9 protein-coding genes are annotated in these 14,001 nt (G+C 56.0%); 8 read left to right on the top strand and 1 reads right to left on the bottom strand.

What is annotated here, in order from left to right; translation table 11 throughout:
• The first annotated feature begins 163 nt into the window (after positions 1 to 163).
• The 4 genes from MOV14_RS00865 (at position 164) to MOV14_RS00850 (ending at position 5,721) form a co-directional block, all read left to right on the top strand.
• Positions 164 to 973 carry an HFX_2341 family transcriptional regulator domain-containing protein gene (locus tag MOV14_RS00865; protein WP_318537342.1) on the top strand — a complete coding sequence of 270 codons (810 nt, stop codon included), beginning with the start codon at positions 164 to 166 and terminating at the stop codon, positions 971 to 973.
• Between the two features lie 809 nt (positions 974 to 1,782).
• The gene (locus MOV14_RS00860) at positions 1,783 to 2,964 is read left to right on the top strand and encodes a hypothetical protein (RefSeq protein ID WP_318537341.1); all 1,182 of its coding nucleotides are present in this window, start codon (positions 1,783 to 1,785) and stop codon (positions 2,962 to 2,964) included.
• 22 nt (positions 2,965 to 2,986) lie between these two features.
• On the top strand, positions 2,987 to 4,366 hold the full coding sequence (locus MOV14_RS00855) for a Piwi domain-containing protein (RefSeq protein ID WP_318537340.1): 1,380 nt from the start codon (positions 2,987 to 2,989) through the stop codon (positions 4,364 to 4,366).
• Between the two features lie 68 nt (positions 4,367 to 4,434).
• Entirely contained in the window at positions 4,435 to 5,721 is a 1,287-nt protein-coding gene (locus tag MOV14_RS00850; protein ID WP_318537339.1) for a hypothetical protein, read from the top strand.
• Between the two features lie 265 nt (positions 5,722 to 5,986).
• Here MOV14_RS00850 and MOV14_RS00845 read toward each other — a convergent pair whose 3' ends face one another.
• Positions 5,987 to 10,273 carry a hypothetical protein gene (locus MOV14_RS00845; RefSeq protein WP_318537338.1) on the bottom strand — a complete coding sequence of 1,429 codons (4,287 nt, stop codon included), beginning with the start codon at positions 10,271 to 10,273 and terminating at the stop codon, positions 5,987 to 5,989.
• A gap of 305 nt (positions 10,274 to 10,578) precedes the next feature.
• Here MOV14_RS00845 and MOV14_RS00840 point away from each other — a divergent pair, with 305 nt between their 5' ends.
• The 4 genes from MOV14_RS00840 (at position 10,579) to MOV14_RS00825 (ending at position 13,999) form a co-directional block, all read left to right on the top strand.
• The gene (locus MOV14_RS00840) at positions 10,579 to 11,238 is read left to right on the top strand and encodes a DedA family protein (RefSeq protein WP_318537337.1); all 660 of its coding nucleotides are present in this window, start codon (positions 10,579 to 10,581) and stop codon (positions 11,236 to 11,238) included.
• 10 nt (positions 11,239 to 11,248) lie between these two features.
• Entirely contained in the window at positions 11,249 to 11,887 is a 639-nt protein-coding gene (locus MOV14_RS00835) for a hypothetical protein (protein WP_318537336.1), read from the top strand.
• Complete coding sequence (locus tag MOV14_RS00830) at positions 11,884 to 12,159, top strand: winged helix-turn-helix domain-containing protein (protein ID WP_318537335.1); 276 nt, start codon at positions 11,884 to 11,886, stop codon at positions 12,157 to 12,159. The genes MOV14_RS00835 and MOV14_RS00830 overlap by 4 nt, the downstream gene beginning before the upstream one ends.
• A 61-nt stretch (positions 12,160 to 12,220) precedes the next feature.
• Positions 12,221 to 13,999: an NEW3 domain-containing protein gene (locus tag MOV14_RS00825; protein ID WP_318537334.1), complete on the top strand. Its 1,779-nt coding sequence runs from the start codon at positions 12,221 to 12,223 to the stop codon at positions 13,997 to 13,999.
• Positions 14,000 to 14,001 lie beyond the last annotated feature (2 nt).

The following is a 14,001-nucleotide window of genomic DNA, read 5'->3' as shown; positions in this document are numbered from 1 at the left end:
CTGTACAACGGTAACTATTTTCTGTTACCTTGACCCGGCTTGCGTTAGGGAGGATGGTTGCATGAAAATGTTACTGTTAATCTTCTCTGCAACAGTTGCAACAGGTATATATACTGGTAGCGCGCTAGTGTTACCGTAGCAGAGAGCAGTTACAGTGGGCGCGATGGTCGTCACAGTGCACTACGTCGGCTTCCACCCGAACCTCGTGTTCCAGGGGTTCGAGCAGATCAGGCTACGCTACCCCATCGAGAAGGTCTACCTAGTCTACGACGCGAAGCCCGACCGCTACGGCGCCGTCTCCCGCTACAACCTCAAGCGCCTTCAGGAGGCGCTCTCGTTCTTCAAGCCCGTGACCGTGAAGGTGAACCCGCTCAGCTACTCGAGCGTCGCCAGCGTCTTCTACGCCATACTCAGCGTCGAGAAGGGCAAGCAGGTCCTCATAGACATAACCGACATGCCCCCCTACATGGCCTCAGCGGTGACCGTCGTCGCCATGATGTTCGGCAACGCCCGGGTTTACGCGGTCCAGCCCCAGCAGCACGGCGAGTTCATACCCGACCCCGACACCCCGGAGTTCGCGGACTTCATCGCGAGGAAGGACAACCTCCAGCTCGGCGCTCTCTTCGAGGTCGAAGTCCCCTCAAGGCCGCTGGAGCTGATCGAGGACGAGAGGGAGGTCGATATCCTCGTGACGCTGTACACCAAGAACGGCTCCGCCGGCAGCATCGCCCAGCTGATAGAGTGGATGGGCGAGGATCCCAGGAACCCCGTCGTCAAGGCGACGTACAGCAGGATCGTGGCGTCGATGGAGGAGAAGGGGCTGCTGAAGAGGATCCGGGAGGGGCGGAACAGGACGGTGAAGCTCACCGAGCTGGGCACAGCCATAGCTGAAGCCAGGGTCAGGCTTGGGGTAGCGAAGCCACCGCCAGCACCCCCTCTACCCGAGAAGCCCCTAAGCCTACACACCCCTTAACTCTCAGCAGAAATCTCCAGTGAACTCCCTTAGCTTCTACATGCCCAGAATGTACCGCTGAGCATTTAAGGAAACCTATCCAATATAGATACCCTTACCCTCAATTCTTAATGATTTTGATCAAATACTAGGTGGGGGAAGCTTTTCAGTTCTCAACGAAACCTCAAGTCGAACGGCACCATTATACCTTTTTTATAGCTCGACGTTATCACAGCCACGGTTGCCCGGCTACCTTGCGAGCCTGCCCTCCTCACTGCCCTGCACTACTCCATCACCGCCCTTCGAGATTTTCTAGGCAAGCATGATCTTCACGCCGCTCTTCCCACATCCGGCGAGCTCCACTCAATAATCTACCTCTACAGGCATTGACAATGGATCCAGGAACGCGACCTGCAACCTCACGCCGACAGCCCTTACTGAGCTCCTCCATACTCCGCCCACAATCAATTTGAAGGGCTAGCCAGTCCCCTTATTACACTCCAGAAGCCTCCGGCTGACCTAAAGGGCTTAAACAAGTTGCTCACATACAGGAAGGTTTAGTAGCTACTAGGCAACAAGAAGATCCACTGGGAAAACAATCTCTTCGTATTTTTAAATTAATCTACCGCGCTTACCAAGTTTTCGTTTTTAAGATTCCTCAAAGTTTGGATCACTGAACATAGCTTGTTCTGCTAGCATGAATTTGTTCAATTATACTCTTTTTTTTAAAAAGTTACTGATAAATTCTTTATTGAAAAATAATTATGTAGTTTGCGCATTAGACGAAAACTTTTAATTTTAGCACTTCGGTACATGTAAAATAAAGGGTTATGAGCGCAAGGAAAACGTATGTGTTGCCGGCCTTCACTAGCAATATTTACGAGTACTTGGTCGATGAATTAGACGACCTATATGTCTTAGTGACTAGAAGCGACTACCTGAAAGTATCCCTCTCGAAAGCGCTCGTTAATCTGAGAAGCATAATCAAGCAGAGATGGCTGGGCAAAGTCTTCGCCTACATAAGAGACAATTATTTAGTGGTGCTTACGCCTTCGAGCGAGGCTAAAAGCGACCTAGTCCAAATCCTTGCAGAGTACCGGAAAGGTGATATATCTCGGGGATGGGAATTCAGGTCGGTGGCCAACCCCCCAGCTCTTCCGAGACCTTCCTTGGCGCTCAGGAAAACTTCTTCTCTCAAAGCTCTGGGTTTGGAGTTCCACTCCTTCACTACAATTCAACAGCCCTTCAAACCAGTTGTGTACGCAGCTCTTGCGAGAGCTTTACTCCACCACACACTGCTCTCTCTTAGCAGTGAGGGTTGGACGTTGCTAGGTCGAGCCAGAGCTTATACTACGAGGAATTACAGCGACTTCGTCGTGGATCTTCCGAGCCCGGTAGGAGAGTATGTCAGCCTGTATCGTGGCACTGAAATCGCAACGCTACCATTAGAAGTATATGCGTTTGGTAAGCGCTTCCAAAGCTTGGGCCTGTGTATCGATTACGCCGTTATCCTAGAGCCCCTGAAGACCCTCCAAGAGCTGATCGACGAGGGGCTAAAGTACAGCGAGGGAAGTCTCATGATCAAAGGAGAGGAGAGGGACGAGCAGTTCGGCTACACTACTGTGAGGTACGAGACATGGGATATTGATGAGCTCGGGCCGCGCACAGCGAAGGTTTACCGGCTGAGGAAGGTTGAAGGAGGAGCGTGGCAGCCACAACAGGACGAGGTGGAGCTGAAAAACGCGTACCCGCTCCGCCGACCTGAGGTCATAGACAGGATGATAAGGAGCAGGCACGAGCTACGCGAGAGCCTAACCAGCATAGTGAAAAGGGAGAGCTTCTTAGTCACTTCCGAGGGTCACAGGAATGAGAATGCACCGCGCCTTAGGCTAGAGTTCACTGAGAGAATCCGGGAAGCTTTAGCGCAGGCGGTCTCTCGGCATCGCTTCCTCGGAAAACTCGAAGTTACGCTATCCGATGAACCTTTTACAATAGAAATAGGTTTAAACTGAATTACACAAAGTGGTGAGTAGCATGCCTACGGGAGGTAATAGACCATACCTTAAGGGTGGTGAATTACCGGAGGTACTGTTGTCATTCAGGAAAGCGCCCCTAGCTCTGGAGCAGGCAACATATGACCCCTACGAGGGGCTAAGATATTACGGACCATATAGAGCAGCTGACGTGAAAATCCTGCATTTAATGACGGAAGTGGCAGAGCCTCACCGCCTTTCCGTTGTACTTGAAAATCTCGAGGAGCAGATTCGGAGTTTTCTGGAAGAACTCTTGGAGAAGGATAAAGCTAAAGTTAAAATAGAGCGAGAAAAGTTCAGTGATTTCCTGAGTATCGCCTCGGAGAGCGCAAACAATAGGAGAGAATTTATGAAGAAGATAGAGGACATTACTAAGAAATATAAAGAATATATCGTGCTAACGTACCTGCCACGCTACGCGCTCCGAGAAGAAGTTAGAAGTAGAGTCTACGCGAGGGTGAAAGCTCTAGGTCTGCAGAAAGGCTTCATATCTCAGTTTTACTCGGAGAGGCTCGCTGGTATGCTTCGTAGCTTTTCTAGGAACGAGGATACGTGGAGTGTGAAAGCGAAGGTGAGGAATCTGTCCTTGAACATTCTGGCTAAGGCCGGGGGCATTCCTTGGGCGCTGTACAACAAGCTAGAGTACGATATCGTAGTGGGCATGAGCTGGAGCATTCGAAGAGAGAGGATTTCTTCCACCGGTCCCACCACCAGAATCTACGGAGTAGTCCACACGTTCAGCAATGCGGGTGTTTTCGAGACCTTTAGGGCGTTTGCATGCAGACCTAAAGAGGAGGCCCTGACCGAGGCTATCCAGAAGAGCCTAGACAAAATAAGCGAGGATAGACCGAATAGCGGGGGAAAGGTACTGATCATGACCAGGGAGCGTTTGAAGAAGAAGTTCCTTAAGAGACTATCAGAGCACCTTAAAACACAACACGGGTACGACCTCGACGTGGTTGGCGTCTTCGCCCACACACCAATAAGGATGTACGACCCGAGAGATAAAGTGCTTCTCGCCCCAAGTGGGCTGTACTTTATGGAGTCTGACCGAGTTGCTTACCTCATCACGACGGGAAAGCGGGAAAAGGCGAAGTACACCGGTATAGGCGTCCCGAGACCTGTGAAGGTAGAGGTACTCTATCACTCTGATCAAGCGGATATGACGTTAAAGCGAGCGCTGGTGGCGGCTCACGCTCTAACGGCAATGAACTGGAGAAGCTTCTGGGGCTCTCTGAGGCTACCCGTGCCCGTGCACTACGCTTTGCTCGTGGCGCAGACCCTACGTGCAATGGATAACGAAGACTTGGAGAATGCATTTGAGATAGACGGCTATCTTTACAAGCCGAAAAATTACGTGGATAAACCATGGTTCCTGTGAAGCTGAGGAAGCCCACACCGGTTCCCCTATACCTGGAGCTTAAAGACATGCTAGCCACGCTGGACAGCTTGAGGGAAGAGGGGCTGTGGTCTTCGAGGCAGTCGGGCAGCGCTCCCGACATCGGCCTGTCCTCGGTCGTGCTCTGGCTGACCTACGATGCTCACGTTAAGCTCGGTTTGAGGGGGCACGCGGACGCGTCGCTGAAAAGGCTCAAGAGCGAGCTAATGCTCAAGCTGGGTGAAGAGGTGGGGGCGCTCAGCGATATTCACAGGCTTAGTACTCTGGAAGTGTTGCAGTGCGCAGTCACCGTGCTGGGGCTCTGGAGGGGGGATGCAGACGACTTAGCCTCAAAGCTTGGTCGTAGATTTAGCGATGAGTGGAGAAACCTCCAGAGTATTATGGGCAGATACACACCCTACGAGCACTCGGCACTATCGCTTTTAGTGCTAGTTGCCCTCTACTTGAACAGGCGCGGTCGCGCTCTTGAAGGTTTAAAAGACGTGCTAGAGTCTTACATAAACTCCATCGCAAAGTCTCAGAGACCTGACCTGTTCGCTGACACCTTTGCACTTTACTGGTTAACGGAGGTTTTACGCGAGCTCGCCAACCTTGAGGAGTATCAGGGACACGTTAGAGACAGCTTGAGTATGCTTGAAGGCTTCATCCGGTTACATACTCGGGGGTCTGGAAAGGGAGAGGAGGTTTTGGAGAAGCTACCACTAGACAAAGTTCTGTGGCTATACCTCGCGGTGGAGAACCTGGCGGAAGTTGAAGAGAAGCTCCGGTCATCAATCGACCAAGAGTTAAGAGCTCTTAACGTTTGCCTTATTAAGCATATCACAGCCAATGGGCTAATCGAGTGGAAGGAGTCGGCGTACGGTAGGATTCTCCGTGCCCAAAGGGATATGCGTTATATTCCTCTCGGAGAGGAGAGACTGGACACTGACCTAGCCACACTCGGTCTCTTGATAGCTGCTTATACCAGAATGAGCAGGTACATTGTAACCTATGTTACAGAGTACGACTTGAGAGAATTAAGCAAGCTTGAAAAGCGTGCGTTCTTCCTTGGTGTAACTCTCACTGCACTAGGAAGTTTCGCTATGTTTTCATCTTTATTGGCGATGGTATTTCCCAGCCTGTTACTGTCCCTGATTCAGTTACAAGCAGTTGAGATTCCATACCTTCACTTGAACATCCTCCAATTTTTCTCGATTATCTTCCTTATTTCTTCGGCTTGGGGAGTAAATATCCTGTACATGTTGCAACGCCAAGAAGTAAAGACGCCTAAAGATCTGTGGCATGCACTCGAAAGAGCGGTGAACTTTGTCCAACAACTCAAGGAACTTTCAAGCTAAGCATTGTTTTTAAACATGAATTTGGGCTCCGAGTCTGTTAGTTAGACTGAGTGAGCTAAGCGGATTAAGTCTGTCGTAAAAATTCTGGCGGATTTAGGTGACACCAGCAGAAAGCTCTGTGTATGTGTACTCTTACAATAGGTAATTAAAAGTACAGTGCTTCCATAGCGCTGAGACCCCCTAGTGCTCTTTCGCTAGCTCCTCGCATAGAAGCCATGGATTGTGCACCTCATGTGTTCAAGAGGGTCAGCTAGGTTGCAAAGCCCTACACGTAGAGGTAAAACAGCCCGATTAGCGCTTTCCTGAACTCCTCATTAAAACCGCTCTCAAGCGACTGAGCGAGCTCGCCCCATAATCTCGCCATTAAGGCGAAGCCCCTTCTTTCAAGTTCCTCTTGCACGAGCCCTGTGAGCCTCCTAGCTAGAGCGGCATTATTCTTCAAGTAGGTTTGGTATACTATCTCAACGAATGTTGTTGGTGCGGTTACCGTAGCGACAATCGCTTCGAGAGCTTCCAGTGCTGAAAGTCCTTTTAAGTAGGGCTCAAGTTCGCCAATGTCGAGAACCTCCTTAAGCCGCAGTAGCAGCATGTTCACATTGCTTTTCCTAACTACCCCCAAGATGTCCGCGAAGATTTCATGCTCCCAAGACATCAGGTTATCCCAAACCCCTTCCTCACTAGCTTCTCCATATAGAACACGGAGCGCAAATGCAAGAAGGTCTGGCGCGCTGTACGTAAGGGCTAAGCGCCTATTCTCCATGAACACCTCTATCACCTTGTCTCTCGCTTTCTCTGCGTCGCAGGCCAGAATGAGGGCTAAAAGCATTGCGCGGGCTCTAGAATTTCTGATGAGGAAGTCATGTTTCCAGTACTGTTCGAGCGCTTCTTCGGGTTTACCCTCCAAGAGGAACGATGCAGCGTACTCCGCGGTGATTGCTTCGCTAACTTCTTCGTCGAGATTGATGAAGCTCCTACTCAGCGCAAGCTCCCAGTTCTCCCTGAGCTCCCGGATGACGTCCTCCCTCTTTCGGCCGGCCAGAAGCATCGCCCTGGCGCGGAGCGAGCGTGAAAGCGCAAGCTTTGAGGGCCCCAGCTTCTCGGCGGCCCTGCAGGCCTCATCCGCGAGCCTCAGCGCCTTCTCAGCGTCGACGCCCAGCTCGACGAGAGCCACCCTGAAAAGCACAGCAAGCTTCAACTCCTCCAGCAACAACTCAGCGGCCTCCTCCGGCACCATAAAGGGGTAGACAATCTTCAGTAGCGGCTTCAAACCATCCGCGAGCTCTGTATTGCTGAGCCACTCCAGTCGCTCGAGGGCTCTGCGCGCCTCCCGAGCCCACTTTAGCGCTTCCCAGGCGGAGCCTACTATACTGAGGGCATCCGCCAGCCTAGCTCCCAGCAGGGCCCTCGCGTGAAGGCCGACAGCGTCTTCTTCTAGTCCCATTAGGAAGGCTTCAACCCTCTCAACCCACTCCTTAAACCCCCCGCCCCGTGCCCTCCGTGCGAGATAGTCTGCCTCCTCGTAAAGTGTGCGCACAAGCACGTCGAGCTTGTCTAATCTCCCAGCTCCTTGCTCTATGATCCGTAAGAGCCCCGAAGCCAGCACAGGTTCCCGTTTTGTCGCGCTATGCGCTACGGCTACTGCCTCGAGCGGCCGACCCTTCCATACGAGTTCCCCCACAAACTTAACGAGAGCCTCCTCTACGCGAGTCAAAACAGGGCTCACCACCAGCAGCGGTATCGCGTTAATCGAAAACCTTGTCATGATGACCGCCTCGTCAGGGCACCCCTCAAGCTCCCCTCTTGAAACAGTTAGCGCGCCGAGAGAAACTACGAGATTGAGATCAGAGTACCTTCTTTCCTTTACAGCTCGTTGGTATATGCTCTTTAAGACTTGGCAGGGGTTAATAGTGTCCCTGAAGGCGGGAGTAGTCTCGACAAGGAACTCTCTGACCGATCGTGGCACCTCGTCCCTGACGGTGAGCCACTCCTTGAGCCCCTCGGGGAGGCCAACCTCTCTCAGGAAGGGCTCCGCCGGGAGGGGCGTGTGGGCGAGGCCCACTAGGGCTACGAAGTGGTAGCTGTTTTCCTTCGCGAGCTCTCTGAACTCCGGATCGCTAGTGAGTGCCTTGAAGAGCACTTTGAGGGGATCTTCCCCACTGCACCTGCCCTCGAAGCTCGCACGCCTCATTGCATCTTTAACCTCCTTTACTCTCTCCTCCATTTCCCTTACTACTTCTAAAATCTCCCTGCTGGCTAGCCCCTCCTCCGCCAGTTTTTGGAGCCTCTCGGAGAGCCCGCCACTAGCTATACCCCAGATCACGCCCTCGACTGTGTTCTCCTTTGGCTGGGAGAGCCACTCTCTGATGAACCTCTTCTCCTCATCCGACAAATACTCGAGCGGGTCCTCTAAGCACTTGACCACGTAGCTCCCGTCAGCCCCTCTTTTCAGAACAGGAAAGCGCTCCAGCCACTTCGGAGGAAGTGGGCCCAGCTCTGCGCGGGCAACGAAAGGAATAGCGATCTTCTGAAAGAGGTCGAGGTTTCCCCTGAGCACATACCTGTAGATGAAGTTGATGATAAACGCCTCGGCGCTCCCAGCCCCCGCCTCGAGCGCGTCCCGAACAGCTTTCTCGTCGCATCTCCCTGCCTCACGAAGCCACTCACCAGCGTACCTAGCCCCGAGCGTGTAGCCGCCCTCATATCTTGCAACGACCTCCCTGGCGATGCTCTCGTATACCTCTTCGCCGCAAGCCCCTCTGCTGTAGTCGCGCACGATGCCTGCCAGGAAGTTCTCCTGCTTGAGGTTGACCTCGAGCACGTAGGCTCTCTCGAGCCTGTCCTTGACCCGCTCGTAGAGGTCGTCAGGGAGCACAACCACCACCGAGATCCTGCCACCCTGTCCTCTGTGGAGTCTCGCCAGCATCCAGACCGTGAGGCCCACGCCAGGTGACAGTGAGAGCTCGTAGCCCGGCTCGTAGTAGAGCGGCGCTGAGGGGTCGTAGAGCACGGCCAGCCTCCAGGGCGAGCTCTTCGTGGCTTCGTGCAGGCTTTCAGTCACCTCAGCCGCGCTCCTCTCGTCGAGCGTCTCCACCTCGTACACTCTCCAGTGGCCAGTCTCGAGGAGCTTTGCGAGCGCGTACCTGGCCAGCACGGACTTGCCAACGCCCCTCGGCCCCGTGACCACCACGAGCTCCCCGCACTCCAGGGCCTCTAGCAGCTTGCCCGCGTGCTCCATGAAGCGGCCGGAGGTGACGAGCCTGTACTCGTTGTTCCCGACCTTAAAGGTGCCCCGCTCGAGGTCGAAGCCCAAGTCCCTAGGCTTCTTGTACACCCCAGCTAGTGCTTGGAGCTGCCCGAGCTCCCCCTCGATCCCGCCGACCTTCCTCTCGAGCTCCTCGACCCTCTCCTCGAGCTGTCCCAGCCTTTCCTCGAGCTCCTCCCTAAGCTGGTCGATCCTCTGTTTGAAGAGCCCTCTAAGCCTCTGCTCGAGTGCCTCGAGGTCGCCCCCGACCTCCTCCCTGAGCTTCTCGAGCTCCTCCTCGGTGACCACCTCCTGCGTGGCCAGCTTGCGGAGGTTCTCGACGAAGTTTTTGAACTCATCGAGGCTCAGGCCCCACTGGCTGGCAACCTCATCCGCCACCCCCTCAAGCTCCTCCCTCTCCACGAACTCCGCCGCGACGATGGCGGCCTGGATGAGCTCCGCTAAGCGCTTAACGTGCTCCCTCTCCGGCCTGCCACCGCCTGCGCCGATCAGCTCCCTGGCGATCTCAAGGAGGAGGCTTGGGGGGAAGACGAAGCCAACCGCCTGGGCCACGACCACGGGGAAGCCCGGCGGCGATGCCAGCGCTGCGAGCGCGGAGGCAACCGCCGCGCCGCCAGCCGCGGCGTAGAACTCCTCGGCCAGCGGCTCGCTCAGCGAGGAAAGCGCCCTCCTGCCAGCATTTACCAGCGCGCCGCCCAGGCCTAGGCGACCGGGGCTCAGCCCCCTCAAAGCCTCAGCCCCCCTCCTCAGCTCCTCCCAATCCTCTTTTTCGCGGTGCTGGAGGAGCTTTAACGAGACGCCCCTGCCACCGCCCTCAGGCTCCACCTTAAGGGCCTTAAATACGGGGGTGTAGTCTACCTCCGCCTCCCTGGGCGGCTTGAATCCGAGCCCCTCCTTGTGGACCCCGGGCGTGAAGACCAAGGCGACCTTATTCTCCCCGAGCCTCTCGCGTAGCAGGCTGTAGGCTCTGATTGCCTCTATGGTGCTCTCGGGGACCACGATCACCCTCGCGGGGCCAGCCTCCTCGACGTACTCAGCGAGAGTCTTGCCGCCCGCGAAAGGCTCACCGCCTTCGAACTCGAGGAGCTCGACACGGCCCTCCCCCTGTAGCCACTCAAGACCCGTGAGCTTGTAGCTAATGATCTTCGACCCCGGAACCCTCTTGGCGACCTCCAGGTGGGAGGAGCCAGGCCCTGCCAAGATGACTACACTTACGCCTTTCTCGAATAGCTCTTCAACTCTTCTAGCCGTGAGCTCCACCAACTCCCCGTAGCTACGCTCGAGGCTCAAGAACGCTCTAAGAAATGGCGTCTCGAATACTAATAAAAATTTTGTCTTTGTAAGCTAAGCCCCAAGCCTCAGCTACCTCTTGTGGAGCATTACTTCGCTGCGTGGTTGTTTCCTTGCCCGCCTCATATAGCCATAAGCATACACGGGTCGCCCACTTCATGCTTACGGCTATATGAGGTCTTCAGTAGGGACATGCGTCGCTGAACTCTGGAGGCTAATAAGTCAGCGGTGTTTTTTCAGGGTTGCCTTAAAATGTGGCTAAACTTAGCCGAAACCGTTATTACTGCCTACCTTCTGTGGGAGTCGTGTCGATTACTGTAGCCGTCAGCGAGCTCGCGGTGAAAGTGCTGTCGGAGCTCGGCCTTCCAGGTGTCTTCCTCCTCATGGTTCTCGAGAGCGCGCTGGTCCCTATTCCGAGCGAGGTCGTGATGGTTTTCGCTGGCTTCCTCGTCTACAGGGGGCGGTTCGGCCTCCTCGAGTCCGTGGCGGCGGGGAGCCTCGGCAACCTTGTGGGCTCGCTGCTTGCCTACTACCTTGGCCTCAGCGCCGGTAGGGGCTTCCTCCTCAGGTACGGCAGGTACCTTCTCGTAAGCGAGCACCACCTGCTCGCCGCGGAGAGGTTCTTCCAGAGGAGTGGGAGGCTCGCGGTCTTCGTCGGCAGAATGCTCCCCGCGGTCCGCACGGTCATAAGCTTCCCGGCGGGTGTGGCGAGGATGAGCGTGCGCGACTTCACCGTCCTGACGTTCCTCGGGAGCATACCCTGGAACCTTCTCCTCGTCGCGGCGGGCTACTACCTCGGGGAGAACTGGTGGCTCGTTGAAAGCTACGCACCCCTGCTCGACGCCCTGGGCGTGGGTCTCCTGGTGGCCCTCGCGGCGTACTACTTCCTCAGGGTGAGGCGCGTCCCCTTGCCTGAAGCGGGGAGCGGTAGACGCTTATACCCGGGTCGCGCTGAAGTCAGTTAGGTGGCTCCGCTTGCCTCACCCCCTCCCTCTAGCGATAGCCCTGCTGGACGGGGCTGGGATAACAGCCCTCATCTTGACGAGCTACTACATCTACAAGGCTTACAGGATCACGGAGTCAAGGCTCTTCCTCTTCTTCCTCGCGGGCTTCACGCTGCTAGCGCTGAGCGAGCTGGCGCGGGCTGTGCTCATGCTGCTCACGCTCCTACTGCCGAGCCCCTTCTTCCTGCGCTTCTTCCTCAGGCACCTCGTGGGCTCTCTAGGGCAGGTCCTGGAGACGGTGTCCTGGAGCCTGATCGCTCTCGGGTACCTCCTCGAGGGGCGCAGGCCAGGCAACAACAGGGCTGCTGGCCCCGTGCCGGTCGCCCCGCCTCCCCCGAGGCCGGAGCACGTCTTCTCGCTCACGTACGGCCTGAACGCGGTGATCCTCTCATTCATCGTTGTCAGAAACCTGTCGGCTTATGCGAGGAGCGGGAATAGGAGCATCCTCAGGACCCTTCTCGCCTTCGCTCTGATCCTGGCGTCGAACGTGGCTGGGTTGGCTGCGGTTCTCTGGGATGTGGAGGGGCTGTTCATACTCTCGCGCATCCTGTTCGTCGCGGGGCTTCTCGTGTTCCTCGCCTTCATAGCAGGGGTGGCCTCGTCCAGATGAAGGAGAGGAGAACGAGGCTCAAGATACTTCTCGACATAATGGAGACGCTGAACAGGCTTGGTGAGGCCAACGTCTCCCAGCTGATAGTCGAGGTGAACATATCAAGCGACAGGCTTTCAAGGTACTTGGACAGGCTCCTGGAAAAGGGGCTCGCCGAGAAGAGGGTTATCGGGAGGGAGGTGAGGTACCGGCTGACGAGGAAAGGCCATGACTTCCTGGACGAGCTGAAGCGCGTGGTCAAGGTGGTCGAGGCCTTCGGCATAGAGATCTGAAAAATGTACGACTTGTACATGATGCTTTTAAAACAGCGCAACCTGCCACTGCTGACCACCTATGAAAGCAAAACTGCTCACAGCGCTCCTGGTCATCGCACTCGTCTCGACGCTTTCACTGTACCTCTCAGCCCCCTACAATCCGCAGGGATCGGCCTCGCGGCCAGAGGTTAGCGCGGGCGTGTCAGGCTACGTCTACGACAGCGAGGGAAATCCGCTACCCGGAGTCGCGGTCACAGTCTACAACTCCAACGGCGGGGTTGAAGGGACTACAACAACCTCCAGCTCGGGCTTCTTCAGCATAGCTTTGATGCCTGGAACCTACACTCTCAAGCTCTCGAAGCCCGGCTACGTCGATAAGTCACAGACCTTCACCATTTCGACAAGCTCGACAACCCCGGGCTACGTGTACCTCGGGACCATCACCATGAGCAGAGCGGTTGTCGTCTCAGTACCCGTCCAGTCCATCAAGCTGCCGGTGCTGTCCACGGCCAGCTACCAGGTCCAAGTCTCGAACCAGGGCTCGCAGCCCGTCAGCGTTGCGATACTCAAAGCCCTCAGCTGCCCGCTGGACCTCAAGCTAACGAGCGGGTCGTCGGAGGTGCAGTCCCTCATGCTTGACCCGTCCCAGACGGTAACGCTGAACCTGGCTGTGACATCCTACTACACCTCGGGGGCCGTGTGCAACGCTACCCTAACCTTCCAGACTCCCTACTACAACATCACCCGAACCCTAACCGTCACGATCTACCCTGTTGACCTCGGCCTCGTCACCACCCAGGCGTCCTCGATAAAGGTAAGCCCCGGCTCCGTCGTCTCGATACCGCTCCAGGTGTTGAACAAGCTCTCCACAGACTTCACAGCAGAGATCAGCGTCGACCTGCCGCAGGGGTGGAGCGGGAAGGTGCTCAGCAGCCAGGGCGTCGAGATCCAAGCCTTGACGCTCACCCAAGGCTCCTCGGCCTCCCTCACGCTGACGCTGGAAGTCCCGAAGAGCGCAACTGCTGGGAGCTACGCGGTGACCGTTCGCTTAACCGGTAAGAGCCCCTACTTCGAGTACGCGCTACCCCTCACGATAGCGGTGTCTGCGGGTGCTCCTAAGCTGAGGATCGAGGCGCAGAGCCCGCACGTCGACACCTACGCCGGCAAGTCAGGCAAGTTCCCGATAACCCTCTACAACCTCGGGGACAGCGACGCGCTCGTCAACTTCACCGTGGAGGGCTTGCCGTCCGGCTACTCCTGGAGCATGCAGGACTCGCAGGGCAACACGGTGAGCCAGGTGTACATCAAGGCGGGCTCCAGCATCCAACTCGCGCTGGTCGTCGGCGCTCCGGTTGTCGCCGAGCCGACCAACGTGCAGTTCACGCTTGTGGCGTCCACCGCCCAGTCCTCAGACAGTGTTAACCTCAGCCTCGGTGTCCTAGGGCAGTACAAGCTGGCGTTCGTGACCCAGAGCTTCTACCTCGAGACTGTTCCAGGGGCAGACGCCTCCTTCCAGGTGCAGGTCCAGAACTCGGGCATGAGCACTGTGACGAATGTAGCTCTAAAGGTGCTGAACGCCCCTAGCGGCTTCACAGTCTCTGTCACCCCCACGAGCGTCGCTCAGCTTAAGCCGGGTGACACGGCGACGTTCATCCTCTCGATCTCGACCGACTCCACGATCAACACTGGCGACTACTACGTCACCTTCGCGGTCACCGGAGACCAGGTCGACGCGATGCAGAGGGATCTGCACGTCTACGTGAAGCCCTCTGGGACGCCGGCCTACCTCATCGGTGCCTTAGTGCTAGTGCTGGTGGTTGCCCTGATTTTAGCGTATAGGAGGTTCGGTAGGAGGTGATT

The sequence above is a fragment of the Infirmifilum sp. NZ genome, assembly GCF_022693705.1.
GTDB lineage: Archaea > Thermoproteota > Thermoprotei > Thermofilales > Thermofilaceae > Thermofilum.
This window is presented reverse-complemented; position numbering and strand designations above follow the sequence as displayed.